This window comes from Salicola sp. AFF1, assembly GCF_056783195.1.
On record NZ_JBXAYL010000143.1, the window covers coordinates 1 to 345 of the forward strand.

1 protein-coding gene is annotated in these 345 nt (G+C 64.1%); it reads right to left on the reverse strand.

Annotated elements, in window-relative coordinates:
* Positions 1 to 181: flavodoxin domain-containing protein (locus AC1RQI_RS17105; RefSeq protein ID WP_481905815.1), on the reverse strand; the 181-nt coding region annotated here is incomplete at its 3' end.
* Positions 182 to 345: the final 164 nt, after the last annotated feature.

Below are 345 nucleotides of genomic sequence, written 5' to 3' on the forward strand. Positions count from 1 at the left end.
CGATCGGCGCCGCCTGGTCGAGCTTGTAGTACGAGGCCTTGGCGACGTCGGCCGGCACCAGCTCGGGCACGCGCTTGATGTCGACGGTCGCGCCAGCTTCGCGCGCGCCTTCCGCGACGGCCTTCGCCATCGCCTCGATGTGACCGTAGGCGGAATAATAGAGAACCAGAACCTTGGCCATGATGGCCTCCTTTTTGATGGGTTGAGGGAGATGTTTCGTGGGGAAGCATGCGCGGATGTCGATCCGCGCATGCAAAGTGAGAGGTGATCAGGCGGCGTCGACCAGCACGAGCTCGGCGTCCTCAAGCGCGGTGATCTTCAGCGTGGCTTCGTCGCGGATCGCGG